The following is a 23,879-nucleotide window of genomic DNA, read 5'->3' as shown; positions in this document are numbered from 1 at the left end:
AGAGTCTAACTGATTCGCATCCCCGACCGGCCGGTCGGCCTCGCCTCCGGGATGTCCCGGGGACCAGCTCAGCTTTGTAGGGTTGGGCAAAGCGTAGCGTGCCCGGCACGTCTCCGCGAGATCGAGAGATGGTGGGCACGGCGCAAGGGCGCCTTTGCCCCCCTCCGAAATCTCGGAGATCAGCGCAGGATCTGGCTCAGGAACAGTTTTGTACGGGCGTGCTTGGGCGTGGCGAAGAATTCATTCGGCGTGTTGGCCTCGATGATCTGGCCGGCATCCATAAACACCACGCGGTTGGCGACTTCCTTCGCAAAACCCATCTCGTGGGTGACGACCAGCATGGTCATGCCTTCCTTGGCGAGGTCGACCATGGTGTCGAGGACTTCCTTGACCATTTCAGGGTCGAGTGCGGAGGTCGGCTCGTCGAACAGCATCACCTTCGGGTTCATGGTCAGGGCGCGGGCGATCGCGACGCGCTGCTGCTGGCCGCCCGACATCTGGCCGGGGAATTTATTGGCCTGATGTGGGATCTTGACCCGCTCCAGGAACTTCATCGCGCTCGCCTCGGCGTCCTTCTTGGGGATGTTGCGCACCCAGATCGGCGCCAGCGTGCAATTGTCGAGCACCGTGAGATGCGGGAACAGATTAAAACTCTGGAACACCATGCCCACTTCGCGGCGCACCGCATCGACATGCTTGAGGTTCGGCCCGAGCTCGATGCCATCAACGACAATCTCGCCCTCCTGGAACTCCTCGAGCGCATTGATGCAGCGGATCAGCGTCGACTTGCCCGAGCCCGAGGGACCGCAGATCACGATGCGCTCGCCCTTGTTGACCTCGAGGTCAATGTCGCGCAGCACGTGAAAATCCCCGTACCATTTGTTGAGGCCGGAAATGTTGACGATGGGATCAGCGGGCATGGCGAGCTCTATCAGTTGCGGCGGTGGGCGTTGAGACGGCGCTCGACGAAGAGCGAGTAGCGCGACATTCCAAAGCAGAAGATGAAGTAGATCATGCCGGCGAAGGCAAAGCCGGTAAACGCCGTCGACGGCGTCGACCATTTCGGGTCCGAGAACGACGCCCGGAGCGAGCCGAGCAGGTCGAACAGCGCCACGATCGAGACCAGCGAGGTGTCCTTGAACAGCGAGATGAAGCTGTTGACGAGGTTCGGAATGACGTGGCGGAGCGCCTGCGGCAACACGATCAGCGACGTGGTCTTCCACCAGGACAGTCCCAGCGCCGCCGCCGCTTCCCCCTGCCCGCGCGGGATCGCAGCGAGGCCGCCGCGGACGTTTTCGGCCTGGTAGGCGCCCGTGAACAACGCGATGCCGATCAGCGCGCGCACCAGGCCATCGACGGTGAAATTGCCCGGCAGGAACAGCGGCAGCATGTAGGTCGCGAAGAACAGCACGGTGATCAGCGGCACACCACGCCAGAACTCGATGAAGGTGATCGAGAAAATCCGGATCAAGGGGATCGAAGCACGCCGGCCGAGCGCCAACGCAATGCCGATCGGCAGCGAGGTGACAATGCCGGTGACGGAGACCACCAGCGTCACCAGGAGGCCACCCCACAGATTGGTGGCAACGATCGGCATGCCGCCGTGGTCGAGCCCGATCAGCTTGATGACGATTGCGATGGCGACAAAGGTTGCGATGCTCGAGGCGAGAGCGCGCCCGCCGTGGCGCACGCCGCCTGCGAGAAAGAAAGCGATCAGCGAGACCAATGCCGCTGTGATGGCGAAATCGACCCAGACCGACTGGCCAGTCCCCTGGATCTGGTCGCGCAACCAGATCAGCGGGAAGATCAGCCAATGGATCGCGGTACCGACCAGCACCACGAGGTTACCGATGACCCAGAGCAGCGGCGCGATGGACGATATCTTGCTCAGGCTGAGCAGGACCTGCCCGGCGCTGATGACGCTGTCCTCGAACAGCTCCAGCAGGCCGGCCGTCCAGCTTAGGCCGAATCCGCTAATGCCGCCGCCGTGCAGCAGGAAGAACGCCACCACTGGAAACGCAAAGAAGAACAGACTGGCGTTGAGCCCCTTTGCCGGCAGGCGCGGAATCAGCAACGGCAACAGCAGGGCCGCCGCCAGGATCAGCGCAAGGTTGACCCGCCAGCGCTCGGCCTCGGGATAGAAGCCGTAGATCAGTTGCGGCAGCTTGGCATGGATGTAGGGCCAGCAGGCGCCCACGGCGAATCCGGCGTTCTCGGTCAGGCACGCGGTCCGATCCTTGCCGCTCCAGACCGCATCGACAATCAGGAATCTGACGGACGGAATGATGGTGAACCAGAGCAGCAAGGCGCCGACGATCGTGAGCAGGATGTTGGTCGGCGAGTTGAACAGGCGGGTGCGCAGCAGGCCGACAAAACCGGTGGTCTTGACCGGCGCTGAGCGCTCGGCGACCAGGTCCTGACGGACGAAGGATGACGCGGTGACGTCGGTCATGCGCCGAGGCTCCGGTTGAGGCGCCCGCCGTAGATGCTCATCACGCCACTGGTGACGAGCGAGATCAGGAGGTAGACGCCCATCGTCATGGTGATGATCTCGATCGCCTGACCGGTCTGGCTCAGCGACGTGCCGGCCCATACCGATACGAGGTCGGGATAGCCGATCGCGACCGCCAGCGAGGAATTCTTGGTGAGGTTGAGGTACTGGTTGGTCAGCGGCGGCACGATCACGCGCATCGCCTGCGGCACCACGATCAACCGCAGCGTGGCGCCACGGCTGAGGCCCAGCGAGGCCCCCGCCTCCATCTGTCCTGCGTGGACAGACAGGATGCCGGCACGCACGATCTCCGCGATGAAGGCGGCGGTGTAAGTCGACAACGCCAGCGCCAGCGCCACGAATTCCGGGATGATGCGCGCGCCGCCGGCGAAATTGAAACCCTTGAGTTGCGGCAGCTCGACGGTGAAGGGCAGACCCAACACCAGCATGGTGGCGAGGGGCAGTCCGACCAAGAGTCCGAGCGCCCAGGGCCAGACGCGGATCATCTGTCCCCGCTGAAACAGCGCGCGCCGCGCGTAGATGCGCAAGGCCAGCGCCGCGACGATGCCGAATCCAAGCACCGCCAGGAACGGCGCCATACCGGCTTGACCGATAGGCTGTGGAATGACGAGGCCGCGATTGCTGATGAAAGCAATGCCGAACAGCGAGATACTCTGCCGCGGATTGGGTAGCGCCGCGAGCACCGCGAGGTACCAGAACAGGATCTGGAACAGCAGCGGCAGGTTGCGGATGATCTCGACATAGATCTCGCCGACGCGCGACACCAGCCAGTTCGGTGACAGCCGGCACAGCGCGACGATGAAACCGATCAATGTGGCGAACACGATGCCCACCACAGAGACCACGAGCGTGTTCAACAGCCCGACCACGAACACCCGCAGGAACGTGTCGGAGCCGGTGTAGGAGATCAGGGTCTGGTTGACGTCGAAGCCGGCATTGTTCCTCAGGAAGCCGAAGCCGGCGGCAATATGCTGGTTTTCGAGGTTGGTACGGGCATTCGAGATGATCTCGTAGGCGATCCAGCCAAGGACCGCCGCGAAGGCAAACTGGATGGCGACGCCGTTCCAGCCTGCCTTGCCACCCAATATCCGCCTGATCTTCAGCGCGATCTGGAGTGGCGGTTTACGAGCCTCGGTGCTCATTGCCGTACGCCGGCCGATCAAGCGGGATCAGCGGATCGGCGGCGCGTATTGAAGACCACCCTTGTTCCAGAGATTGTTGAGTCCACGGTTGATCGCGAGCGGCGAGCCGGCGCCGACGTTGCGGTCGAACACCTCGCCGTAATTGCCGACGGCCTTCACGATCCGCACCACCCAGTCCTTGGTCACGCCGAGCTGTTCACCGAAATTGCCGTCGGTGCCGAGGACGCGCTTCAGTTCCGGATTCTCCATCTTGATTTTTTCGTCGACATTTTTGGACGTCACACCGAGCTCTTCGGCGGTGACCATGGCAAACAGCGTCCATTTCACGAGGTCGAACCACTGGTCGTCGCCGTGGCGCACCATCGGTCCGAGCGGCTCCTTCGAGATGATCTCCGGGAGGACCATGTGATCGTTGGGATTGGCGAGCTTGAGGCGGTTGGCGTAAAGGCCGGACTGGTCGGTGGTGAAGACGTCGCAGCGCCCGGCCTCATAGGCCTTGACGGTTTCGTCGTTGGTGCCGAACGCGATCACCTCGTACTTCATGTTGTTGGCTTTGAAATAGTCGGCGAGGTTCTGCTCGGTGGTGGTGCCGGTCTGCACGCAGACCGAGGCGCTGTTGAGCTCCAGCGCGGAATTCACCTTGAGCGACTTCTTCACCATGAAGCCTTGCCCGTCATAATAAGTCACGCCGGTGAAGTTGGCGCCGAGCGAGGTGTCGCGCGAAATGGTCCAGGTGGTGTTGCGCGAGAGCACGTCGATCTCGCCGGATTGCAGTGCGGTAAAGCGGTCCTTGGCCGAGGTCGGCACGAATTTGACTTTAGTCGGATCGTTGAAGATGGCGGCCGCAATGGCGCGGCAGACGTCGACGTCGAGGCCGGTCCAGTTGCCCTTGTCGTCGGGCGAGGAGAAGCCCGGCAGGCCCTGGCTGACGCCGCAGGACAGCACGCCTCGATCCTTCACGGTCTTGAGCGTTTGCGCGTCGGCGGCTTGGGCAGAGAGGCCGGCGGCGAGAGCAAGAGAGAGAGCCAGGGTTACGCGTTTCATGGGCTTCAAGCCTTTCAAAGTCATCTCAAGATCAGGAACGTTGTCTCTGCCAAGACTTTCCCTGCAGAAAGGGGGCCTTGCAAGAGTCATGCTGGAAAACCTTGCCGAGCACTCGCCTATCCTGAGAGGCCATACCTTAATCCTCGCCGCAGGCGCCCGCCGTTGTGGCTGTGGCGCAAGGTCCGGTCAGACGATGGATCGAAGGTCGCGGCAGGCCCCTCAACATGCGGCGACTGAATAGCACCTGCGCATCACAGAACGACTGGCGAGCCGGGTCAAGGGGTTGACGGGACTCTTCTGTGTTCTGTTATTAACGTGAGCGGCCTTTCGGCCGTCCCAGCCGGGCGATCCGCGCCGGCCGAAACGCTTTTTTGAAAGCAGACGCATGGATTCCTCGCACCCCGCACAGCAGCATGCCGAAACCCGGCTGGTCACCTCCGGCCGCGACACCAAGGCGCAGAAGGGGTTCGTCAATCCGCCGGTGTTTCACGGCTCGACCGTGCTCTATCCAACCGCAGAGGACCTGCATGCCCATCGCGGCGAGTTCACTTATGGCCGCCACGGCACCCCGACCACGCGGGCGTTCCAGGACACGCTGATGGCGCTGGAGGGGCCGCAATGCTCCGGCGTCGGCATCGTGCCCTCCGGCCTGTCGGCGATCTCCACCACCCTGCTCTCGGTGTTGAAGACCGGCGACCATATCCTGGTCTGCGACAACGTTTATCGTCCCACGCGCAATTTCTGCAACGGCTTGCTCGCCCGCCTTGGCATCGAGACCACCTATTTCGATCCGCTGATCGGCGCCGGCATCGAAAAACTGTTCAAGCCCAACACCCGCGCGGTTCTGGTCGAGGCGCCCGGCTCGCAATCGTTCGAGATGCCTGACATCCACGCCATCGCCCACGTTGCCCATGCGCGCGACGCGCTGGTCATCGACGACAACACTTGGGCCACGCCGCTCTATCACCGCTCGCTCGAACAGGGCGTCGACATCAGCATGCAAGCCGCCACCAAATATATCGGCGGCCATTCAGACATTATGTTCGGCACGATCTCGGCCAACGCCAAGGCCTGGCCGCAGATCGCCGAAGGCATCCGCCTGCTCGGCGTCTGCGCCGGCCCCGACGACGTCTTCCTCGCGCTGCGCGGCCTGCGTACGCTGTCAGTCCGGCTCGCGCAGCATCATCGTTCCGGCCTCGACATGGCGCGCTGGCTTGCGGCGAGACCGGAGGTCGCGCGCGTTCTGCACCCAGGGCTCGAGAGCGATCCGGGCCACGCGATCTGGAAACGCGACTTCACCGGCGCCTCGGGTCTGTTCAGCATCGTGCTGAGGCCGGCGCCGCAGAAAGCGGTCGACACCATGCTCAACACGCTCAAGCTGTTCGGCATGGGTTTTTCCTGGGGCGGCTTCGAGAGCCTCGCGATTCCCTTCGATTGCAACGACTATCGCACGGCGACCAAATGGTCGCCCGGCGGCCCGACCCTGCGTCTGCATATCGGACTGGAGAACGTCGACGACCTCAAGGCCGATCTCGATCGCGGCTTCGCGGCTCTGAAGGCGACATCCGGATCCTGACGCAGATTCTTGCGTGGATCCCGGTCGCTATCGACGGATCGCCGGGCTTGACGTATAAGTTGGCGATATTGCGCCCACCCGTAGTAGTTGCCGGCATCTCATGGATTTGAAAGTATGACCGTTCGGGTCGATCGCCGTCTGGCAGCCATCCTCGCGGCCGACGTCGCCGGCTACAGCCGCCTGATGGGTGAGGACGAAGAAGGCACGCTCGCACGGCTGAAGAGCTGCCGCCAGGCGCTCATCGATCCCAAAATCGGTGAACACCGCGGACGGATCGTGAAGACGACCGGAGACGGGATGCTGGTTGAGTTCGGCAGCGCCGTCGATGCCGTGCGTTGCGCGGTCGAGGTGCAGCGGGCCATGGCCAGCAGCTTCGTCGACATGCCGCAGGAGAAGCGTATCCAGTTTCGGATCGGCATTCACGTCGGCGACATTATCATCGACAGCGACGATATCTTTGGCGACGGCGTCAATATCGCGGCGCGCCTGGAGGGGATTGCCGAGCCCGGCGGCATTTGCATCTCGGACGACGCCTATCGTCAGATCAGGGGCAAGACCGAGATCGCCTATGACGACATGGGGCAGCAGTCGCTCAAGAACATCTCCGAGCCAATGCGAGCGTGGCGCGCGCGCCCGGCCCCGGGATCGACGTCCTCGCCCCTGACGTCCGATCGACCGGCGGCTCTGGTGCTGCCGGACAAGCCCTCGATCGCGGTCCTGCCCTTCACCAACATGAGCGGCGATCCCGAGCAGGAGTATTTTGCCGACGGCGTGGTCGAGGACATCATCACTGCCCTGTCTCGCATGACCTGGCTGTTCGTGATCGCCCGCAATTCCAGCTTCACTTATAAGGGTAAGGCCGTCGACATCAAGCAGGTTGGTCGCGAACTGGGCGTGCGTTACGTGCTGGAAGGCAGCGTGCGCAAGGCCGGCAACAAGGTGCGGATCACCGGGCAGTTGATCGACGCTCACAACGGTGCGCATCTCTGGGCGGATCGCTTCGACGGCGCGCTCGAGGACGTGTTTGAACTCCAGGATGAGGTGACGACCAACGTGATCGGCGCGATCGCGCCGAAGCTCGAGCAGGCCGAGATCGAACGGGCCAAGCACAAGCCGACCGACAAGCTCGCCGCCTATGACTATCACCTGCATGGCATGGCGAACATCTATCAGGGAACGAAGGAGGCCAATATCGAGGCCCTTCAGAATTTCCAGCGCGCCACAGAGATCGATCCCAACTTTGCGACCGCCCATGGCATGAGCGCCTATTGCTACGTATGGCGCAAGGCGAACGGCTGGGTCGCCGATCCCGGGCAGGAAACCGCGGCAGCGGAAGCGGCGGCAAGAAAGGCCGCCAGGCTTGGACTTGACGACGCGATCGCGCTCGCACAGGCGGGCTTCGCGCTGGCATTCGTCGCCGCAAATCTGGACGATGGTGCCGCGCTCATTGATCGGGCCTTGAACCTCAATCCCAATCTCGCGGCGGCCTGGCGCTTCAGCGGATATGTCCGGGTTTTTCTCGGGGCCCCCGAGCGCGCCATCGAGCATCTCCAGCGTGCGATACGTCTGAGTCCGCTCGATCCGCTGATCTTCATCGTCCAGAACGGCGTCGTGCTGGCTCACTTCTTTGCCGGACGCTACGAAGAGGCGCTCGACTGGGCTCTCCGCGCTCTCAGGCAGAACCCGAACTATGCCGCTGCCTTGATCATGGCGGCGGTCAGCGGCGCGCTTGCCGGACGCAGCGAAGATCGGGATAAGGCTGTCGGCCGGCTGCGCGAACTCGACCCGCAGGTCAGGATCGCCAATTTTGCGAATGTATGGCCTTTGCGACGCGACGAGGACATGGCCGCTTTCGATAAGGGCCTGCGTTTGACGGGGCTACCTTCATAGCCGGCAGGACGCCTTCGGCGCGGCCGTCCGCTGTGCTAACCCTGCCCGGATGATACCTGCCTGCCGCTGCGTCTGCATATTGGTTGGAGAACGTCGACGACCTCAAGGCCGATCTCGATCGCGGCCTCGCGGCCCTGAAGGCGGCAATGTGAGCCTGCTCACAAGGCATTGCGCCTGCGGAACGTACAACCGCCGCTGGCGTTAACACCGATGCGCCAACAAACGGTTTGATCCGCTGACGTTTGGGGCTAGCCTCACCAATCGACTCTCTATGGACGCGGAGCATGGGAACGTTGGTACTGCTCGATCTGATGGGCGGCGTGGCGCTGCTGCTGTGGGGCCTGCACATGGTCCAAAGCGGCATCCTGCGCGCCTTTGGCCCTGATCTGCGACGCGTGCTCGGCAAGGCGCTTGGCAACCGGTTCAGCGCGTTTGCCGCGGGCCTCGGGCTTACCGCGGCTCTCCAGAGCAGCACTGCGACTGCGCTCCTCACCAGCTCGTTTGCCGCCGAGGGTCTGCTCAGCCTCGTCGCCGCGCTCGCCATCATGTTGGGCGCGAATGTCGGCACGACGCTCATCGTGCAGGCACTTTCGTTCAACATCGCAGCCGCTGCCCCGGTGCTGTTCGTGCTCGGGCTCGTCGCCTTCCGCTCCGGCCCGCGCTCGCGAATCAAGGATATCGGCCGCATTTTGATCGGCCTTGGATTGATGCTGCTGTCGTTGCATATCCTGCTCGACACGCTGGCGCCGGCGGAGAACGCGCCCGGCGTGCGTGTCGTGATGTCGGCGATCACCGGCGACCCCATTCTGTGCATCGTCGTCGCTGCACTCATCACCTGGGCTGTTCATTCGAGCGTCGCCAGCGTGCTGCTGATCATGTCGCTGGCCTATTCGCAGTTCATCACGCCCGATGCGGCGCTGGCGCTGGTGCTCGGGGCCAATCTCGGGAGTGCCGTTAATCCTGTGTTTGAAGGTGCCAAACGCGACGATCCCGCGAGCTATCGCCTGCCGGTCGGCAATCTCGTCAACCGCGTCATCGGCATTGCGCTGGTCCTGCCGTTCCTGGGCACGATCGCTGGCCACATGCATTCCTGGCAGCCCGATCTCGCCAAGATGATTGCGGCCTTCCACATCGCTTTCAACGTCGGCACGGCCATCATCTTCATCGGCCTGCTCGACGCCATGTCGCGCCTGCTGACCCGCCTCCTGCCCGATCGCGTGCAGGAAACCGACCCGGCCCGTCCGCGCTATCTCGACGAGACTGCGCTGGAGACGCCCTCGCTTGCGCTCGCCGACGCCGCCCGCGAGACGCTGCGCATGGGCGACCTCGTCGAGGTCATGCTGCGCAAGGTGATGGCCGCGATGATGACGGGCGACCGCTCGCTGGTCGACCAGGTCTCCAAGACGGACAATGTCGTCGACAGCCTCGACGAGGCCATCAAGCTCTACGTCACCAAGCTGACCCGGGGCAGCCTCGACGAGAGCGAAGGTCGGCGCGCGATGGAGATCATCTCTTTCGCCATCAACCTCGAGCATATCGGCGATATCATCGACAAGAATTTGAGCGAGCTTGCCACCAAGAAGATCAAGCGCCGCTTCCAGTTCTCGGCCGAGGGCGCCGAGGAACTCGCCGCGTTCCACAAGCGCACGATGGACTCGCTGCGGATCGCCTTTGGCGTCTTCATGTCAGGCGATGCCAACGACGCCCGCAAGCTGCTGGTGGAAAAGACCGCGCTGAAGAACACCGAACTCGCCGCCGTCGAGCGCCATCTCGACCGCCTGCGCGAGGGCCGCCCCGAGACCATCGAGACCACGTCGCTGCATCTGGATGTGCTGCGCGATCTGCGCCGCATCCATTCGCACATCTGCTCGGTCGCCTATCCCGTGCTAGATGCGGCGGGCCAACCCTATCGCCAAACCGAGGCGGAAGCCGCCGCCCTGCCCGCCTCGGGTGCCACGGCGTTGCCGCGCTAAAGCCGCGGCGCGACACGCGGTCCGACTTGCGTGATGGCGACGCCGGCGATCGCGAGCAGCCCCCCGACGATCAGTTTTGGCGCCATGCGCTCGCCGAGAAACAGGACGCTCGACAGCAGCGCAAACACCGGAAGCAGCAGGCCGAAGGGTGCGACGCGGGCCATTGAACAACGCCCGATCAGCCAGAACCAGAGGCTGAACCCGACAATGCCACCGATGAAGATCGTGTAGGCGAGCGCCAGCCAGCCACGTCCATCCGCCGTGGCAAGGCTCGCCATCTGTCCATGTTCGAGCAGCAACGACATCACCATGACCTGTGGCACCGTCAGCAGCGACGACCAGCCCATCAGCATCAGGGGATCGAAAGGTCCGTAGCGCTTCGTCAGGACGTTGGACACCGCGAACGCGAAAGCGGCCCCGACCACGAGCAGCAGCGGCAGTGCGTTTCCCGAAAGGCCGGGCCCCACTGCGAGCACGACCACGCCGGCGAAGGCCAGCACCACGCCGGCAGAGGTGATGAGAGACGGCCTCTCCGCGAGCAGCGGCCAGGCCAGCAGCACGGTGAAGGGCGTGGCGAGCTGATAGGCGACGGCCGACATGCTTCCCGAGCCGAGACCAAGGCCGACATAGAACAGGCCAAAGTTCAGCCCGCCAAGGAAGAGCGAGATCGCTGCGATCGGGCCGAGCTGTTGACGCGTCGGCCTTGCGACGAATGGGACCAGCAGCAGCGCGATGACGAGGAAACGCAGCGCGAGGAAGAACAGCGGCGGAAACTCGCTCACGCCCACCTTGATCGCCACAAACTGATAGCCCCACAGCAAGGGAATGGCGACCGCGTAGACGATCTGAATGGCAGACATGGCACAGATCCTTTCAAGACCAATCAGTCCAGATATAGCCGCTCCAATGAGCGGAGCGATCCAGGGGGCCTACCTGACGAAACGGTCGAGCAGCGCGTCGGCGGTAGCTTGCGAACTGGTCCGTGCCGGCGCCGTCTTGCCGGTCACGCGCAGCCCTTCGACGAAACAGACGAGAATTTTGGCGGCGCTCGTGGGTTCCACACCATCGGCCAGCTTGCCCACCGCCTTCGCGCGGGCGAGTGCGTCCGCCACCCTGCTCTCCATCGCTCTAAAAAAGCCGGCGACGCGGCGGCCAACCTCGGCATCCTGGCCTGCCAATTCCATGGCGGTGGCCACCAGCAGGCAACCGCGTCGACCATTGGCCCCGCTGGTGCGCTCGACATAGCCGGTGAGGTAAGTCCGGAGGCCGTCGATGGGATCCTTGAGCGGGTCGAATTCGAACTCCATCCGTGCCAGGGCATCCGCAATGTAGCGATCGAGCGCACGCAGGAAGAGCGAATGCTTGTCGCCAAAGGCGGCGTAAAGGCTGCCGCGCGAGAGCTTCGTCGCCTGAAGCAGGTCCGGCAGCGCCGTGCCGTGATAACCGCGTGACCAGAACACATCCATCGCGCGTTCGACCGCGGCCTCCACGTCGAAGCCTCGGGGCCGCCCGCGCGGCAACTGCACTGGGGATTGGTGGCGCATGGCGGATATATGAACCAATCGGTCTTGAAATTGCAAGAGCTCTCTGGATCACTTTTCGACGGCTTTGGCGCGGGCTGCGGTTTGGTCTGGATCAGCGCTCGAGCGTCTTCGACGTCCGGCCGCGGTTCTTGATGATCAGCATGATGTTGCGGATATAGATGATCGTGGCCAGCGCCTGTCCGAGGATAATGACGGGCTCGCGCTTCACGACGCCGTAGACCAGCGTCATCAGGCCGCCACCCATCGAGCAGAACCAGAACGCCATCGGCACCACGCTGTTGCCTGCACGCTCGCTCGCGATCCATTGCACCAGGAAGCGCGCGGTGAAGAACAATTGCGCGACCAGGCCGAACGCGAGCCAGAAATCGAATTTGGCCACGAAGACGTCGTAGAAATAGTTGTGCAACGCCTGACCAAATTGAATGATCATGCCTTTACCTCGGTCACGTCTGGAGTGGGCTTCTTGCGGCGGATCAGCCACCACACGCCGGCGAGATCCATGATCCCGATCCACAGCCGGTCGAAGAAGCCGTAATTGGACACGCCGGAATGGCGCGGCCGGTCGATCACGTCGACATAGGCGATGTCGAAGCCCTCGCGGCGGACCAGCGCCGGCAGGAAACGATGCAGGCCGTCGAAATAGGGCATCATCAGGAAGACCTCGCGCCGGAACGCCTTCAGCCCGCAGCCGGTGTCACGCGTGCCATCCTGCAGGATCGCATTGCGCACCTTGTTTGCGACGCGCGACTGGAACTTTTTGAAGCCGGTGTCCTTGCGCCCGACACGTTGTCCCGCGACAAGTCCGACATTGGCGCCCTGCTCGACCGCCGCGATCAGGTCCGGCAGAAAGGCGGGATTGTTCTGGCCGTCGCCATCGAGCGTCGCCACGATCGCGCCGCGGGCCGCGCGCACGCCGCTGCGCACCGCCGCCGACTGGCCACCTGATTTTGTATGACGAAGCTGCCGCAGATTGTCCCGCTGCGCCATGATCGCCGCCAGCCGCTCGCCGGTCGCGTCCGTTGAGCCATCGTTGACATAGATGATCTCATAGGCCCAGCGGCCATCGAGCGCGGTCGTGATCTCCTCGATCAGCGGCGCAATGTTGTCGGCTTCGTTGCGCACGGGGACGACAATGGAAACCGAAGGCTGGGACGACGACAAATCTGAGCTCGTTGTTGGAATTGGCCTGCCCCGGGGAACCGGCGACCGGGAGGCAGCCGCTTTTATGAGGCGGATGCCCCGCGGGCAACCCTTTTGAGGCGGTCCGTGATCGCCCCCGGAAGCGGCACGATGGTGCCGTCGGCGCGGATAGCAAAGCCGAGCCGGCGCGCCGCAAACCAATAGCGGACCGCCATCGCGCCGACCATGCCGACCAGAGCACCGGCCGTGACATCACTCGGGTGGTGCGCCAGCAAAACCAGACGCGTCAGCACGATCACGATTGCGTAAGTGAACATGAATACGCGCAGACGTGGCCAGAGCGCCGAGACCGCAAATGCCAAAGCGAACGCCGTCGCCGCATGCCCCGACGGCAGGCTGGCATAAGCGCCCGTGCCCTCCAACGGTATGAAGTTGAACGGATCGGCCTTGCCGCCGACGAACGGACGCCCGCGGCCAATGAGATATTTCAGGATGTCGGTGACGAACGTTGACAGCGCAACGGACAAAAACAGGTATTGCAGCCGGGTGCCGAAGCCGAGCAGCAGCGCGCGGCGTGTGCCGTGCAGGCCTGCCGCAACGAGGGCCACGACAATGAGCGCGGCGCCCAACACCGAGAGCACATTCTCGTCCTTGCCAAAATCGGTGAGGATGCGGATCGGCCAGAGCGCGGGCGTGCCGCGGGCCGGCATCAGCTGGATCTCGGTTTGGTCGAACGCGACCATCAGCACGATGACGAGGGCGGCGCCCGCTGCACTGAGCCACAGCGAATGCCGCGCCAGTTTTCGCGCGGCCTCAGCACGACGCGAATGCGACGGCGCGCGCACGAGCTGCGCCAGCGCATGTCCCGCGCCCGCGAACAGCTGCGCAGAGTAGCTGGCACGGGGCGCGATGGTGGTCGTAACGGGCATCCTATTCGGTGCCCTCGGAGCGGAAGATCGAGATCGAGATCGCGCGTCCCTGCGAGAAATTATAGCCGTCGATGTGTGCGCCGACCTTGTAGCGCAGCCCGATCGCTTCGGCGCGCTGCACGAAGCTGCGCTCCGAGCGCTGCTCGATCAGCGCAAACCGGCAGCTTCCCTGCCCGAGGAAATCGGCGGCGCCCGATCCGTCGGTGAGCAGCGTCTGGGTGCCCGTCAGGAAGACGAGGCTCGGCTCGTGATAGCCGGCTGCGGCCGCCCTCGGCCCGACGCAAGTGACACTGCGCAGCGCGCGCGCGATCTCGATGCTCGGAAACAGCGGCGTCAGCGACGGCAGCACGATGCCGTAAACCACGACCGCCAGCATGAGCGCCGCGACCAGCGCATTGAGCACCGAGCGCTCGGCGCGGTTGTTGTCGTAGAGCCACCAGGCAAACAGGCCGAAGATCAGCGAGGCCGCGATGAACGGCCAGGCCACGAAGGCCGGCTGCCGCGTCAGCACGACGGCGCCGACGACCGCGATGATCGATCCGCCCGCGGGGATCGCGAACCACCAGGCCGAGCCGCGCGCCAGCCAGGAGCGCGACAGCACGTTTCGCTCCAGCGCACCGGCGGTGAGGATCGCAATCGCCGGATAGAGCGGCAGCACGTAATGCGGCAGCTTGGTCAGCACCGCCTCGAACACGATCCAGGACGGGATCAGCCACGCCAGCAGGAATTGCGCGCCGGGTTCACGCCGCGCCCGCCACACCGCAGGTGCCGCCATCGCCGCGAGCGGCGCGCCGGGCCAGAAGGTGATCCAGAACAGCGCCAGATAAACCCCCGGCGGCGCGCCATGGGATTCCTGCGCGCCGATCTTGCTCAGCATGTCGCCGCCGACGGAGTCCGCGAAGAAAGCATCGCCCGCGCGCCAGAAGATCGCGACGAACCAGGGCAGCACCAGCACCAGCATCCACATCAGGCCCCAGACCGGGCGCAACTTCCACAGCCAGGAGGAATCGCGGTCCTGGATCGCGAGCGCGATGATGGTCAGGCCAGCGAACATCAGGATCAGCGGGCCCTTGATCAGGATGCCGACGGCAAGCGCCGTCCAGAAGATCGCGGGCCAGCTCCAGGGCGGATGGGTCTCGTCCTCGGCGCGCTGCCACGACAAATAGGCCCGCCCCATCGCGCCCATCGCGGCGACCACGCAGAACAGCAGCACGGCGTCGGTCTTGGCGAGACGCGCCTCGACACCGAGCAGCACGGAGGCTGACATCAGAAGCCCGGCAAGGACCGCGGCTCGCCGCGTGACGAAGCCGAGCGCTGTCCAATAAGTCATGAGCACCGCGCCGATCGCACCGATCAGCGACGGCAGCCGGTAGACCCAGATCCGTAGCTCGGCCTTCGGCAGCTTCAGCGCTCTCGCAACTTCGACCGCGGCAGATTGCAACCAGTAGATGCCGACCGGCTTCTTGTAGCGCACGTCCTCCTGGAAGCGGATGTCGACATAATCGCCGCTCTCGACCATCTGCTTGGTGGCCTGCGCGAAGCGCGCCTCGTCGCGATCGACCGGCGGAATGGTGAAGAAGCCGGGCAGAAAGAGCAGTAGCGCACACAGCACCAGAAAGCTCACCGCACGGGCGTGGCTTGCGGTGGCAAAGTCGAGCATCAGCACGAGCCGGCTGCCCGGATTCACGGGCGATTTCGGCTCTCGGGGCGCTCCAAAACGAGGCGTGGGGTAGGTCTCGGCCATTGGTTCCGCTTACGCTGAAACCGCCATCGTCACAACCGCTTAAGCCACGCTTATTGAATTCGAATGACAACTGTGTCCGCGGCGCCAGTGGCGTCGATAACGGTCAGCCGAGCAAAGCCCGGGCCGGGCGGATCGATCAGACGCTGGCGTCGCCCATCGATCTCGCCGAGTGAGGTACCGTTGACCATGACAGTCATCGGCAATACCCCGCCGGCCACCTTGACGGGCATGGCGGCGGCCTCGGTTCCGCCAGATCGATCCACGTCAATCCGGGAGCCGTTGAGCGGAAACTGGATGTGGAGCGCCTGATCGCCGCCGGTCCGGACCAGATCTCCGACCGGGCGGAACCGCCTCAAGGGCAACGGCAGCCTCGCATTGCCAGCAACCAGAGTTCCCTTTGGCGGCTTCGGCAGCGGAACCAGCGCCTTGCCTGTCCGCGCGAAGGCATCGAACAGGATGGGCGCGGCGGCGACGCGGCCGATCAGACCGGGAACCGGCGCACCATCGGGCCGGCCGACCCAGACGCCGATGGTCATGCGGCCGTCGAACCCGACCGACCAGGCATCGCGATAGCCGTAGGAGGTGCCGGTCTTGAAAGCGATGCGGTTACGGGCGGCGTTCTCCGGCGGCGGGGTTCCCAGCAGCACGTTGCCGACCTGCCAGGCCGCGACGGGGTCCAGCAGCCGCAGCGGCTCGCGATCGTCCGTCGGCGCCACCACCTCACGCAACGGCTTGGTGGTGCCGAGACGGGCGAACCCCGCATAGAGCTGCGTAAGATCCTGGAGCGTCACGCCGACGCCGCCGAGACCCATCGCGAGCCCCGGTGCCTCGTCTTTGGGCAGAACGAGATTACCGCCGGCCTGCCGTAGCCGTGACGCGAGCCGGCTTGAGCCGACGCGGTCGAGCAACACGATCGCAGGCACATTCAGCGAAAGCTGCAGCGCCTTCTTCACCGGCACCGTGCCCTGGAACGTCATGTCGAAATTTTCCGGTGCGTAGGAGCCGAAGCGAACCGGTCGGTCGTCGATCAAACTGTCGGGGTGAACGAAACCGTCCTCGAAGGCGAGCCCATAGATGAACGGCTTCAGCGTCGAACCCGGTGAGCGGATGGCGCGGGTCATGTCGACCTGCCCTGCCCGGCTCTCGTCGAAATAATCCGCCGAGCCGACACGCGCGAGCACGTCGCCGCTCTCATTGTCGACCACGATGATACCGACCGAAGTGTTTGGCCCCAACGCTATGGCGCGGTCGCGCGCCAGCGGCTCCAGCACCTTCTGGAGATTGGAATCCAGCGTCAGCTTGATGATCGGCGCATCCTTCACCGTCGCCAGCGCGCTGTCGGACGAATGCGGCGCCAGGATCGGCATCGGCTTGCGCAGTTTCGGCACCGGCAGGGCCTTGGCCTGCGTCGCGTCCTCGGTGCTGACCACATGCTCTTCGACCATGCGGTCGAGCACGCGATCGCGAGCAATACGCGCTGCTTCGGGATAGCGGTCGAGCCGGCGTGTCTCCGGCGATTGCGGCAAGGCGACCAAGAGCGCGGCTTCCGCCAGCGACAGCCGCTTCGGCTCCTTGCCGAGATAGGCGATGGAGGCCGCGCGGATGCCTTCCAGATTGCCGCCATAGGGCGCGAGCGCGAGGTAGAGATTGAGGATCTCGTCTTTGCTCAGCGTTCGCTCCAGCTCGATCGCGCGCACGATCTGATGCAGTTTTGCGTAGAGGGAGCGCTGCCGTCGCGGCTCCATCAGGCGGGCGAGCTGCATCGAGATGGTCGAGCCGCCGGACACGATGTGGCCCCGCGTCGAGAGCTGCAACGCAGCGCGGCCCAGCGCCAGCGGATCGATGCCGTCATGGGCATAGAAACGCTGGTCCTCATAGGCGAACAGCAATTTGAGATAGGTTGGATCGACGTTTGCCTTGGCCTCGACCGGCAGACGCCAGCGTCCATCGGCCATGGCATAGGCGCGCAGCAATTTTCCGTTGCGATCGACGACGGTGGTCGAGACCCGGCGCGCTTGGTCGAGCGGCAGCGGGCCGAGCGAGTAGACCCAGGCGACGAAGCCGATAATGGCGAGGATGAACGTGAGCGCTGCCGCCGAAAGGAAGCGACGGCCCATACTCCATGCTCCGTCGTGGCCGGGCTTGTCCCGGCCATCCACGTTCTTACTCAGCGCCTCGCGCATGTCACTGCTCACTTCGCCGCCCGCACCTCGACATTGCCTGTCCCGGTGCGGCCGTAGCGCGAGGGATTGTACATGTCCTCGACATAGGCCTGCGGTAGCACATATTTGCCGGGCGAGACTACGCGTACGACATAGGCGACGGTGAAGACAGCCTTGGAATCCGAGGCGCGATCCACAGCCGCGGTGAAGCGGTCGTCGCGGAACTCGGTATCTTCAGGCTCCTGGCCGTCCTCGATCCAGTCCAGCGTGCCGCTGTCCCCCGACGACACCAGCTTTGGGTTGTCGATCTCCAGACCCGCCGGAAGATAGTCGGACACCATGATGTGGCCATACTCAGGCTTCGCTTCCGTAATCTTCAAGACCACGGCGAAGCGATCGTTCTGCTTGACCTTGCTGATGTCGGCGGGCTTGCCGTCGAGTGTGAAATAGTTCCGCTCGATCTTGAAGCCGTTCGACGCGGCAGGCTCCGGCGTGACCGGAGAGCCCGACACCGAGATCACCGCCTGCACCGGCGCATCGCCGGTGTTGGTGATTTTCAGCGGTTTGTTGGCCAGCGTGTCGGCCTTGTAGCTGCGGTAGAGCGCGGTCCTGACCGGCTGGCCGTCGACCTCGATCGAGAGGTTTTCCTTGGCCAGCGCCCGCGCCGCCAGCACCAGCCACGCGTTTTCCTGCGTGGAGGTGTAGGGCGTGAGCCCGCGCGCCGTCTCGACCCGCGCTACGGCCTGCGTCAGCGTCGCCTTCGGCGCGTTGCCTTCGCTCGCAAGCGAGACGAGAGCCGCGGCATCGCGAAGCTGCGAGCCGTAGTCGGTGCGGCCGAACTCCAGCACCGGCTTTGGCGCGAGCGAGTCTAGCGCGGCACCGTAGACCCGTTCCGCGCGGTTGCGGTCGCCGACCAGGGCCAGCGCCGCCGCAAGCTGCGACTTCGCAATCGGGGTTGCGAGGTTGTTCAGCTTGGTGTCGGCGAGGTAGCGGAGGTCGCCGATCGGCGCCGCGCCGTTGCGGGCGAGCACATAGAGGCCATAGGCGAGATCGCGGCCGCCGTCCTTCTCCGGCTCGTTGCCGTTGACGACGGAGTTGCGGATACGATCCAGCGCGTTCTTGAACAGTACGTCCGGCACCACAAAGCCTTTTTCGCGGGCGCGGGTGAGGAAGTCCGCCACATAGGCGTCCAGCCAGGCATCGTCACCGCCGGCCGACCACAAGCCGAACGAGCCGTTTGAACCCTGCCGCGCCAGGAGCCGCTCGATGGCGTCGCGGATGCGCTGGTCGACCTCGGTGTCCATGGCGAGATGCGCCCCGGCCGCGAGGTCGTTGACGTAGAGCAGAGGCATAGCGCGGCTCGTGATCTGCTCCGAGCAGCCATAGGGATAGCGGTCGAGCGCTTTGAGGATCGTTGCCGCATCGAGCGCGGTCGACAGGCTCGCCGAAACCGAGACGCTGCCGGTGCCCGGCACGAGGTCGGAGAACATGTCCGACGTCAGCGTCAGGCTCTCGCCCTTCGCCAGCGTCCGGATCGAGCGCCGCGCCAAGACTTGCGTCGCCGCCTTGACGTCGAGCGCATAGTGGCGCGCGAGTGCAAGCCCGTTCGGTCCCTTGATATCGACATCGAGCGTCGCCGGCCCCGCCGCCGTCGCGTCGATTGCGAGCGAGAACGAACTGCGCTGCTTGGCTGCGAGCTTGACTGTGGTGGCGGGATTGCCGGTCATCTTCACCGGCCCGCCGGTCTTCACGTTGATGACGAAGTCGCCGGCTTGGCCCTCGACATTGTCGATCTCCAGGTTGACCGTGCCGTGGTCGCCATTGAGCAGGAAGCGCGGCAGGGTCGTGGTCAGCACCACGGGATCGCGTATTACGACGTCCGTGTTAGCGCGGCCGAGTTTGGTCGCGGTCCACGCCACTGCCATGACGCGCGCAGTGCCGGCGAACTCCGGAATGTCAAAACTCACCTCTGCCGTGCCGTCGGCACCAACCGTGACGATGCCCGAATACAGCGCGAGCGGCTTCTGCGCGGGCGGGGAGCCCTGAAGCTCGGCCCCACCGGCGTCACCGCCGGACCTAATCTGGCCGCGCGTGCCCGACATGCCGTCGATCAGCTGCCCATAGAGATCGCGAATCTCCGCGCTCAGCTGGCGCTGGCCGAGATAATAATCATCCGGTGCCGGTGGCTTGTAGTTGGTGAGGTTGAGGATGCCGACATCAACCGCGGCGATGACAATTTTGGCGTCCTCGCCCGGATTGAGCCCATCGAGCTGGACCGGGATCTTCAGCGTCGCATTCGGCCGGATCAGCGCGGGCGGCGCCAGCTTGACCTGGAGCGTGCGGGCCTGCTTGTCGATCCCGAACCATTTCAGTCCGATCGCGCGGCCCGGCATGCGCTGGGCGGCCGCATCGAGCGGACGGCGCAGCGTCGCCACCACATAGGCGCCGGTGCCCCAGTCCTTGCCGACCGGGAGCGTGAGCTGCGCGGTGCCTTCCTTGACGTCGATGGTCTGCGTCGTCAGCAGGCGGTCGCCGAGGACGTTGACCGTGAGTTTGCCGGCGGAGCGGACATTGACTGACACCGTCATGGTGTCGCCGGATGAATATTGCGGCTTGTCGATCGAGGTCTCCAGCAGATCCGGCGTGTCGGCGCTGCCGTCGGAATACCAGCCGACGTCGAACTGTACCGAGGTCAGCGGGCCGTCGGCGTCGTTCGACTTCACGTCGAGCCGGTAGCGGCCGGGCTGGGGGCTAAGCGAAATCCGCGACGGCTTGTCGGCGGCGATGGTGACGTCACCGTCCGCGACGCGCGATGTCGATTTGACCGGCTCGTACTCCCAGTAATTATTCTGGCGGTACCACTGGTAGCGCGACTCCATCTTCAGGAGTTCGTAGCGCAGGCCGTCGCGGGGAAGCGTCTTGCCCCCGGGCGAGACGAACACGATGTCGAACTCGGCCTTGTCGCCTTCGGCGACGTTCTTGTCTGCGAATAGCGGCTTGATGCCGATCAGTGCGTTGGCGGGTGCGACCGGGAGCACCAGCTTGCGCTCGACGGCGCGCCCGCCCGTCTCGACCATGCGGATGAATATCTGCGCCTCCTGCGGGCGCGTCGAGGCCGGCTGCTTCTCCAGCGTCACCGGGAAGGTCGCGACGCCGTTGGCGTCGGCCTCCGGCAAATTCTCCAGCGGCGTGCGCTCGTTCGAGGTCGTCTCCTCGTCGGCAACGCCGAACTGGTAGCCGGCAAAGCCCGGCCGCTCGCTCGCCGGCGCGACCAGCAGGTCGCCCTCGAGCTGGAGGCCCGAGGCGGGCGCGCCATAGAGGAAATGACCGTCCGCCTTAAGCTCCACAGGAGCGTTAGCTTTGATCAGCTTGTCCTTGGCGGACAAGTCGAATTCGATCCGGTCGGGCACGTAGTCCTCGACCATGAAAGTGGTCTCGCCGACCGACGATCCCTTCGGATCGGTGAAGGCGCGCACCCGCCATGTGCCGGTCGGAACGGCCGAGTTGAGCGGCACGGACAACGTGCGACCGCCGGCGCCCTGGTCGGACAGCACAGCACGGCGGAATTCGACGCCGTCAGGGCGCTCGATTACCAGCGTCAGCGGCCCGCCGGTGACGGCATTGCCCTGCCCGTCGCGCAACAGCGCGGTGAGATAGACCGTCTCGCTGGAGCGATAGACGCCGCGCTCGGCATAGACGAAGGCATCGGCGCCAACGGGCACCGCACGGCCCGCAACGCCCCGGTCGGACAGGTCAAAGGCCGAGGTCTTCAGGCTGAGGAAGGCATAGTCGGCCTTCTCACTTGTGACCGTCAGCATCGCCGGCGACAGGCCGCCCTCGCCGCGCGCCAGCCCCGCCTCGAACAGCACGTGGCCGGCATCGTCGGTCTTGCGCGTCGCCAAAATCTCGTTGTTGCGGGCGACCAGCCGCACCTCGGCTTTGCCGACCGGGTCGGTCGAAGCCAGCGAATTGACGAAGACATGAATGCCGTCATTGCCGGAATAGGCGGTCACGCCGAGATCGGAGACGATGAACCATTGCGTGGCTAGCTGGGAATCGTCGTCCGAGCCTGGCCCCTTTGCGGCGGCCGTCATCACGTAGACGCCGGGCTGGAGCTCGCCCAGCGCCTGGTCGACCGGGAAAGCGGTGATGACGTCCTGGTTCAGATTCATCGCGGTCGTGAGCTCGCCGGACCAGACCTTCACACCGCGCTCGCCGCCGAGATCGCCAAGCTGGTACTTCGACAGCGTCTTCTGGAAGTCGTTGTCGACCACGGTGTTGATCAAATTGCGGTCGCCGATCCGGAATACGTTGACGGTGACCGCCGGCGTATTGACGCTGACCACGGGAATGCCGCGCTGCCCGGTCCGCGGCAGCACATAGGCGCGGCTGGTGAAGCGCACGAACGGCTTGCGGTCGCGCACATAGATGTTGAACTCGGCCGATTTCGGCAGGCCTTCCTTCACGGTCGACGGCAGGCCGGCGCGCAGGTTGATGTTGTAACGCTCGCCGTGCTTCAGCCCGTCAACGCAGAGCTGCTTGCCTTCGGCCGAGAGGGCCGGCTTGTCCTGGCCTGCGAGGGCCAGGAACGGCGCGAAGTCGGTGCGCTTGGCGAGCTCTTCCGAGAACTGGAAGCAGGCGCGCGGGCTCGCCGAATCCGAGTCCACGGTGTAGTCGAGCAGCCGGAAACCGTGCTCGTCGCGCATCTTCTCATATTGGCCGCGAACGTCGGCGACTTCGCGCATATCGAGCGACAGCCGCAGCGCGTCCAGCGCCGGCCGCCACAGCTTGCGTTCGGAGAGCGACCTGCCGAGCACGGCGAGCGCATCCGCCTCCTCGCCCGGATTGCCGGCCCGCTGGTAGGCGATGTAGGCGGCGGTCGAGGCGCGCTCCAGCAGGAAGGTCTGCTCGCTCGAGCTCTTCGGCGTGATCTGGAAGATGACTTTTGCAAGCCGCAGCCAGTTGCCGGCGTCATCAGGCGCGGTTGCGGCGATCTGGCCGAGCACCGAGAGCCCGGTGCGGAAATCGTAACGCTTGAAGGCGGCATCCGCATCCGTGCGCAGGGTCGCGCCAGATTTGGCGACCGGCCCCGCCTCGCTCTTGATCTGTGCCTCCAGCTTGATGGCGGAATCACCGAGATCGTCGCGCTTGAACGCTTTGTCTGCGGCATGCGCCGCGCTCAGGCCAAGCGCCAGCGTGGCGCAGAGTGTGACGGCGCGAACGAGACCGATCATGAAGGGACTCCCGGAAATCGCGGACGAACGCCGCGGCGGCGATAAAGTGCGCGGAAAGGTGACGGACTCAAGGCGATGGAACCAAAGGTGCAAAACGTCGCATTCGCCATGGCAAAGCAAGCCCAGAGGAGACCGATCGCGCTATCGCCGCGCACGCCGTCCTGTGGCGCAGCAATACCCGACCCGTCGACCGGCGGCCGTGTCCCGGAAGCTAGCCAGCGTTGCCGGCGACGTGATCCGTCGTCCAGTCCGCTGCCGCTCAACCCGGCACCCTGACACTCCACCGTTCCGCTTTGTCGCGGCTTCGGGGAAAACGGTTCGGTTCAGGCTTGGCTAAACGCCAGATTTTTCATATTGGCATGATATATGAACAGCCAGCCTCCAAACCGGGGCGGCCCAGACGGTCCCGTAGCTCAACTGGATAGAGCATCAGATTTCTACTCTGAGGGTTGCAGGTTCGATTCCTGCCGGGATCGCCAAGCCTCAGTCTTGTCGACGTCTGCCGGCGTTGATGATTAACGCGCCACACATCACCCCATCGCAAACCTGTCAGCTTTCACGAACGCGTGGGTAACCTTGTCGCAGGCTTTGAACCGGACAGACGCGCCCTATCTACGCGCGGCGGGTGAAGTGCGCCCGAGAAGGACTGCCGATGTCGCGAGCCGAATTAACGAGAATGGGAATCGCCTGTGCGGTGGCGATCGTCGCGATGTCGTTTCTGGCGCTCGACGCAGTCGTGGACGTCAACTCCGGCGCGATCGCAAAGCGGATCGAGATGGCGCGGGGGTCCCTCGCGGACGCCGCCATGAGCCAGCATCAGCTCGCCTCCGCCGTTCAGGCCTGGGCACGTCGAGGTCATCAGAAGCAGCTATCCGCGATCGAGTGATTCCAACTTAGCAGTCTGCTGAAAAACCCCTCGCCAGGGAGGGGACTTGATGATTCACTTTATCATCTCGAATCGGCGGAGACGATCATGCGCGGCAGGTTTA

16 protein-coding genes and 1 tRNA gene are annotated in these 23,879 nt (G+C 64.5%); 5 read left to right on the top strand and 12 right to left on the bottom strand.

Annotated features, from left to right (window positions below):
- Window positions 1–179 precede the first annotated feature (179 nt).
- From ABIA96_RS34715 to ABIA96_RS34700, 4 genes are read right to left on the bottom strand one after another with little or no spacing between them, the layout of a single operon-like run.
- A complete protein-coding gene (locus tag ABIA96_RS34715; RefSeq protein ID WP_354141416.1) occupies window positions 180–920 on the bottom strand; it encodes an amino acid ABC transporter ATP-binding protein in 741 nt (246 codons plus the stop codon).
- 11 nt (window positions 921–931) lie between these two features.
- On the bottom strand, window positions 932–2,452 hold the full coding sequence (locus ABIA96_RS34710; RefSeq protein WP_354141415.1) for an amino acid ABC transporter permease: 1,521 nt from the start codon (window positions 2,450–2,452) through the stop codon (window positions 932–934).
- Window positions 2,449–3,654, bottom strand: a complete 1,206-nt coding sequence (locus ABIA96_RS34705; RefSeq protein ID WP_354141414.1) for an amino acid ABC transporter permease — start codon at window positions 3,652–3,654, stop codon at window positions 2,449–2,451. Before ABIA96_RS34705 ends, ABIA96_RS34710 begins: the two co-directional genes overlap by 4 nt.
- Window positions 3,655–3,681: 27 nt before the next feature.
- Entirely contained in the window at window positions 3,682–4,698 is a 1,017-nt protein-coding gene (locus ABIA96_RS34700) for an amino acid ABC transporter substrate-binding protein (protein WP_354141413.1), read from the bottom strand.
- Between the two features lie 385 nt (window positions 4,699–5,083).
- Here ABIA96_RS34700 and metC point away from each other — a divergent pair, with 385 nt between their 5' ends.
- The 3 genes from metC to ABIA96_RS34685 all read left to right on the top strand — a co-directional run bounded on the left by metC (window position 5,084) and on the right by ABIA96_RS34685 (window position 10,137).
- A complete protein-coding gene (gene metC / locus ABIA96_RS34695) occupies window positions 5,084–6,274 on the top strand; it encodes a cystathionine beta-lyase (protein WP_354141412.1) in 1,191 nt (396 codons plus the stop codon).
- Window positions 6,275–6,388: 114 nt separating this feature from the next.
- Window positions 6,389–8,164 (top strand): adenylate/guanylate cyclase domain-containing protein, encoded by a 1,776-nt coding sequence (locus tag ABIA96_RS34690; RefSeq protein ID WP_354141411.1) that lies wholly within the window; start codon window positions 6,389–6,391, stop codon window positions 8,162–8,164.
- Window positions 8,165–8,448: 284 nt separating this feature from the next.
- Window positions 8,449–10,137 carry a Na/Pi cotransporter family protein gene (locus ABIA96_RS34685; RefSeq protein WP_354141410.1) on the top strand — a complete coding sequence of 563 codons (1,689 nt, stop codon included), beginning with the start codon at window positions 8,449–8,451 and terminating at the stop codon, window positions 10,135–10,137.
- On the opposite strand, the gene ABIA96_RS34680 is transcribed toward ABIA96_RS34685, so the two are convergent.
- The 8 genes from ABIA96_RS34680 to ABIA96_RS34645 all read right to left on the bottom strand — a co-directional run bounded on the left by ABIA96_RS34680 (window position 10,134) and on the right by ABIA96_RS34645 (window position 22,890).
- Window positions 10,134–10,997 (bottom strand): DMT family transporter, encoded by an 864-nt coding sequence (locus ABIA96_RS34680; protein ID WP_354141409.1) that lies wholly within the window; start codon window positions 10,995–10,997, stop codon window positions 10,134–10,136. The genes ABIA96_RS34685 and ABIA96_RS34680 overlap by 4 nt on opposite strands.
- Window positions 10,998–11,066: 69 nt before the next feature.
- The gene (locus ABIA96_RS34675; RefSeq protein WP_502918878.1) at window positions 11,067–11,627 is read right to left on the bottom strand and encodes a TetR/AcrR family transcriptional regulator; all 561 of its coding nucleotides are present in this window, start codon (window positions 11,625–11,627) and stop codon (window positions 11,067–11,069) included.
- 145 nt (window positions 11,628–11,772) lie between these two features.
- Window positions 11,773–12,111 carry a lipid-A-disaccharide synthase N-terminal domain-containing protein gene (locus ABIA96_RS34670; RefSeq protein ID WP_354141408.1) on the bottom strand — a complete coding sequence of 113 codons (339 nt, stop codon included), beginning with the start codon at window positions 12,109–12,111 and terminating at the stop codon, window positions 11,773–11,775.
- On the bottom strand, window positions 12,108–12,842 hold the full coding sequence (locus ABIA96_RS34665) for a glycosyltransferase family 2 protein (RefSeq protein ID WP_354141407.1): 735 nt from the start codon (window positions 12,840–12,842) through the stop codon (window positions 12,108–12,110). Before ABIA96_RS34665 ends, ABIA96_RS34670 begins: the two co-directional genes overlap by 4 nt.
- A 62-nt stretch (window positions 12,843–12,904) precedes the next feature.
- Entirely contained in the window at window positions 12,905–13,750 is an 846-nt protein-coding gene (locus ABIA96_RS34660) for a phosphatase PAP2 family protein (protein ID WP_354141406.1), read from the bottom strand.
- A gap of 1 nt (window position 13,751) precedes the next feature.
- On the bottom strand, window positions 13,752–15,494 hold the full coding sequence (locus tag ABIA96_RS34655) for an ArnT family glycosyltransferase (protein ID WP_354141405.1): 1,743 nt from the start codon (window positions 15,492–15,494) through the stop codon (window positions 13,752–13,754).
- Between the two features lie 50 nt (window positions 15,495–15,544).
- The gene (pbpC, locus tag ABIA96_RS34650; RefSeq protein ID WP_502918880.1) at window positions 15,545–17,653 is read right to left on the bottom strand and encodes a penicillin-binding protein 1C; all 2,109 of its coding nucleotides are present in this window, start codon (window positions 17,651–17,653) and stop codon (window positions 15,545–15,547) included.
- Window positions 17,654–17,685: 32 nt separating this feature from the next.
- A complete protein-coding gene (locus ABIA96_RS34645; protein ID WP_354141403.1) occupies window positions 17,686–22,890 on the bottom strand; it encodes an alpha-2-macroglobulin family protein in 5,205 nt (1,734 codons plus the stop codon).
- A gap of 402 nt (window positions 22,891–23,292) precedes the next feature.
- Here ABIA96_RS34645 and ABIA96_RS34640 point away from each other — a divergent pair.
- Together ABIA96_RS34640 and ABIA96_RS34635 are read left to right on the top strand one after the other, a co-directional pair.
- Window positions 23,293–23,369: transfer RNA gene (locus ABIA96_RS34640), tRNA-Arg, on the top strand.
- A gap of 197 nt (window positions 23,370–23,566) precedes the next feature.
- Complete coding sequence (locus ABIA96_RS34635; RefSeq protein ID WP_354141402.1) at window positions 23,567–23,776, top strand: hypothetical protein; 210 nt, start codon at window positions 23,567–23,569, stop codon at window positions 23,774–23,776.
- Window positions 23,777–23,879 lie beyond the last annotated feature (103 nt).

The sequence above is a fragment of the Bradyrhizobium sp. LB11.1 genome (assembly GCF_040549385.1).
In the GTDB taxonomy this organism is placed as follows: domain Bacteria; phylum Pseudomonadota; class Alphaproteobacteria; order Rhizobiales; family Xanthobacteraceae; genus Bradyrhizobium.
Note: the sequence above shows the minus strand (reverse complement) of the source record. Positions and strands in the feature narration are given on the sequence as shown.

Bases quoted from the DNA above. Each gene is read 5' to 3' on its own strand.
- ABIA96_RS34700 (WP_354141413.1), bottom strand. From the start codon at position 4,698: ATGAAACGCGTAACCCTGGCTCTCTCTCTTGCTCTCGCCGCCGGCCTC.
- ABIA96_RS34680 (WP_354141409.1), bottom strand. From the start codon at position 10,997: ATGTCTGCCATTCAGATCGTCTACGCGGTCGCCATTCCCTTGCTGTGG.
- ABIA96_RS34670 (WP_354141408.1), bottom strand. From the start codon at position 12,111: ATGATCATTCAATTTGGTCAGGCGTTGCACAACTATTTCTACGACGTC.
- ABIA96_RS34655 (WP_354141405.1), bottom strand. From the start codon at position 15,494: ATGGCCGAGACCTACCCCACGCCTCGTTTTGGAGCGCCCCGAGAGCCG.
- ABIA96_RS34705 (WP_354141414.1), bottom strand. From the start codon at position 3,654: ATGAGCACCGAGGCTCGTAAACCGCCACTCCAGATCGCGCTGAAGATC.
- ABIA96_RS34715 (WP_354141416.1), bottom strand. From the start codon at position 920: ATGCCCGCTGATCCCATCGTCAACATTTCCGGCCTCAACAAATGGTAC.
- ABIA96_RS34710 (WP_354141415.1), bottom strand. From the start codon at position 2,452: ATGACCGACGTCACCGCGTCATCCTTCGTCCGTCAGGACCTGGTCGCC.
- ABIA96_RS34690 (WP_354141411.1), top strand. From the start codon at position 6,389: ATGACCGTTCGGGTCGATCGCCGTCTGGCAGCCATCCTCGCGGCCGAC.
- ABIA96_RS34685 (WP_354141410.1), top strand. From the start codon at position 8,449: ATGGGAACGTTGGTACTGCTCGATCTGATGGGCGGCGTGGCGCTGCTG.
- ABIA96_RS34660 (WP_354141406.1), bottom strand. From the start codon at position 13,750: ATGCCCGTTACGACCACCATCGCGCCCCGTGCCAGCTACTCTGCGCAG.
- metC (WP_354141412.1), top strand. From the start codon at position 5,084: ATGGATTCCTCGCACCCCGCACAGCAGCATGCCGAAACCCGGCTGGTC.
- ABIA96_RS34635 (WP_354141402.1), top strand. From the start codon at position 23,567: ATGGGAATCGCCTGTGCGGTGGCGATCGTCGCGATGTCGTTTCTGGCG.
- ABIA96_RS34645 (WP_354141403.1), bottom strand. From the start codon at position 22,890: ATGATCGGTCTCGTTCGCGCCGTCACACTCTGCGCCACGCTGGCGCTT.